Source organism: Nocardioides sp. CCNWLW216, assembly GCF_037120545.1.
In the GTDB taxonomy this organism is placed as follows: domain Bacteria; phylum Actinomycetota; class Actinomycetes; order Propionibacteriales; family Nocardioidaceae; genus Nocardioides; species Nocardioides lianchengensis.
Map to the genome: position 1 here is coordinate 1 of NZ_JBBBBJ010000023.1, position 3,382 is coordinate 3,382.

Genomic DNA, 3,382 nt, shown 5'->3' on the forward strand with positions numbered 1-3,382 from the left:
TGTCCGGCGGCGTCCTACTCTCCCACAGCCTCTCGGCTGCAGTACCATCGGCGCTGAAAGGCTTAACTTCCGGGTTCGGGATGGGACCGGGTGTTTCCCTTTCGCTATGGCCGCCGTAACTCTAGCGACACCACCTCGACCACCGAAGTGGGAGGTGGAGCCAAGCTTCTGTAGTTGTACACCGATCAATCGGTGGCAACTGGATTCGTGGACGCGAACATCAACAGGATCGTTATAGGTCTAGCTGAGTGATTGTAAGACAAGCCCTCGGCCTATTAGTACCGGTCGGCTAGGCATTACTGCTGTACACCTCCGGCCTATCAACCCAGTGTTCTGCTGGGGGCCTTACCCCGTCAAGCGGGTGGGAAACCTCATCTTGAAACATGCTTCCCGCTTAGATGCATTCAGCGGTTATCACTTCCGAACGTAGCTAACCAGCCGTGCCCCTGGCGGGACAACTGGCACACCAGAGGTTCGTCCATCCCGGTCCTCTCGTACTAGGGACAGCCTTTCTCAAGTTTCCTGCGCGCGCGGCGGATAGGGACCGAACTGTCTCACGACGTTCTAAACCCAGCTCGCGTGCCGCTTTAATGGGCGAACAGCCCAACCCTTGGGACCTACTCCAGCCCCAGGATGCGACGAGCCGACATCGAGGTGCCAAACCATCCCGTCGATATGGACTCTTGGGGAAGATCAGCCTGTTATCCCCGGGGTACCTTTTATCCGTTGAGCGACGTCGCTTCCACATGCCGACGCCGGATCACTAGTTCCGACTTTCGTCCCTGCTCGACATGTCTGTCTCACAGTCAAGCTCCCTTGTGCACTTACACTCAACACCTGATTGCCAACCAGGCTGAGGGAACCTTTGAGCGCCTCCGTTACATTTTAGGAGGCAACCGCCCCAGTTAAACTACCCATCAGGCACTGTCCCTGATCCGGATTACGGACCTAGGTTAGACATCTAGTACGACCAGAGTGGTATTTCAACGTTGACTCCACACCAACTGGCGTCGATGCTTCAAAGTCTCCCACCTATCCTACACAAGCCGAACCAAACACCAATACCAAACTATAGTAAAGGTCCCGGGGTCTTTCCGTCCTGCCGCGCGTAACGAGCATCTTTACTCGTAGTGCAATTTCGCCGAGTCCACGGTTGAGACAGCGCCCAAGTCGTTACTCCATTCGTGCAGGTCGGAACTTACCCGACAAGGAATTTCGCTACCTTAGGATGGTTATAGTTACCACCGCCGTTTACTGGGGCTTAAATTCTCCGCTTCGGTGTTACCACCTAACAGGTCCTCTTAACCTTCCAGCACCGGGCAGGAGTCAGTCCGTATACATCGTCTTACAACTTCGCACGGACCTGTGTTTTTAGTAAACAGTCGCTTGGGCCTGGTCTCTGCGGCCATCACCGCTGCCACTCGCAAGGAGTTTGACGGATCCGGCCCCCCTTCTCCCGAAGTTACGGGGGCATTTTGCCGAGTTCCTTAACCATGGTTCGCTCGATCGCCTTAGTATTCTCTACCTGATCACCTGAGTCGGTTTGGGGTACGGGCGGCGCATAGCTCGCTAGAGGTTTTTCTCGACAGCATAGGATCACCCACTTCACCAAACGGCTCCGTATCGTGTCTCAGGCCCGACATCAAAGTCAGCCATCCGGATTTACCTAGATGACACCCTACGCACTTACCCGTGGACAACCATCGCCACGGCTGGGCTACCTTCCTGCGTCACCCCATCGCTTGCCTACTACCAGCTCGGGTCCCGCGCTCCCCCACAAGCTCTCACCCCGAAGGGATCAATACTCATGGCTTCGGGCGGTTAGCATCACCAGGTTCAGCATGGGCGCTACTTTGCCGGTACGGGAATATCAACCCGTTGTCCATCGACTACGCCTGTCGGCCTCGCCTTAGGTCCCGACTTACCCAGGGCAGATTAGCTTGACCCTGGAACCCTTGATCATTCGGCGGCAATGTTTCTCACATTGCATTCGCTACTCATGCCTGCATTCTCACTCGTGTCGCGTCCACCACTGGATCACTCCGCAGCTTCACTCGCGACACGACGCTCCCCTACCCATCCACACCCCTGAACCACGAAGGCTGAGGTTAATATGTGAATGCCATAGCTTCGGCGGATGACTTGAGCCCCGCTACATTGTCGGCGCGGAATCACTTGACCAGTGAGCTATTACGCACTCTTTCAAGGGTGGCTGCTTCCAAGCCAACCTCCTGGTTGTCACTGCGACTCCACATCCTTTTCCACTTAGTCACCGCTTAGGGGCCTTAGCTGATGGTCTGGGCTGTTTCCCTCTCGACTACGGAGCTTATCCCCCGCAGTCTCACTGCTGCGCTCTCACTTACCGGCATTCGGAGTTTGGCTAACGTCAGTAACCTGGTCGGGCCCATCGGCTATCCAGTGCTCTACCTCCGGCAAGAAACACGCAACGCTGCACCTAAATGCATTTCGGGGAGAACCAGCTATCACGAAGTTTGATTGGCCTTTCACCCCTATCCACAGGTCATCCCCTCAGTTTTCAACCTAAGTGGGTTCGGTCCTCCACGCGGTCTTACCCGCGCTTCAACCTGCCCATGGATAGATCACTTCGCTTCGGGTCTAGATCGTGCTACTCAAACGCCCTATTCGGACTCGCTTTCGCTACGGCTACCCCACACGGGTTAACCTCGCAACACAACGCTAACTCGCAGGCTCATTCTTCAAAAGGCACGCCGTCACCCCTAAAGGCTCCGACGGATTGTAGGCACACGGTTTCAGGTACTATTTCACTCCCCGCCAGGGGTACTTTTCACCTTTCCCTCACGGTACTTGTCCGCTATCGGTCATCAAGGAGTATTTAGGCTTAACAGGTGGTCCTGCCAGATTCACACGGAATTTCAGGAGTTCCGTGTTACTTGGGATCCCGCTCAACAGAGAAGGCCTTACGCATACGGGGCTATCACCCTCTACGGCGCGGCTTTCCAACCGACTTCGACTTCAACCAACTTTTCTTACTGTCTTCCAGTCCGGCAGAACTAGACAAGCGGTCCCACAACCCCACACACGCAACCCCTGCCGGGTATCACACGTGCATGGTTTAGCCTCATCCGATTTCGCTCGCCACTACTCTCGGAATCACTTTTGTTTTCTCTTCCTGTGGGTACTGAGATGTTTCACTTCCCCACGTTCCCTCCACACACCCTATATATTCAGGCGCGGGTAACTGGACATGACTCCAGCTGGGTTCCCCCATTCGGACACCCCCGGATCACAGCTCGGTTGCCAACTCCCCAGGGCTTATCGCAGGCTCCTACGTCCTTCATCGGCTCTTGATGCCAAGGCATCCACCATGTGCCCTTCATAGCTTGTCTCACAAACACTCAAC

The 3,382-nt window shown here is 55.4% G+C and carries 2 rRNA genes; both read right to left on the minus strand.

Going from position 1 to position 3,382, the window contains the following annotated elements:
- Position 1: 1 nt before the first annotated feature.
- Positions 2–118: ribosomal RNA gene (rrf, locus tag V7S47_RS25630) — 5S ribosomal RNA — on the minus strand.
- A 137-nt stretch (positions 119–255) separates the two neighbouring features.
- Positions 256–3,368, minus strand: a 23S ribosomal RNA gene (locus V7S47_RS25635).
- Positions 3,369–3,382 lie beyond the last annotated feature (14 nt).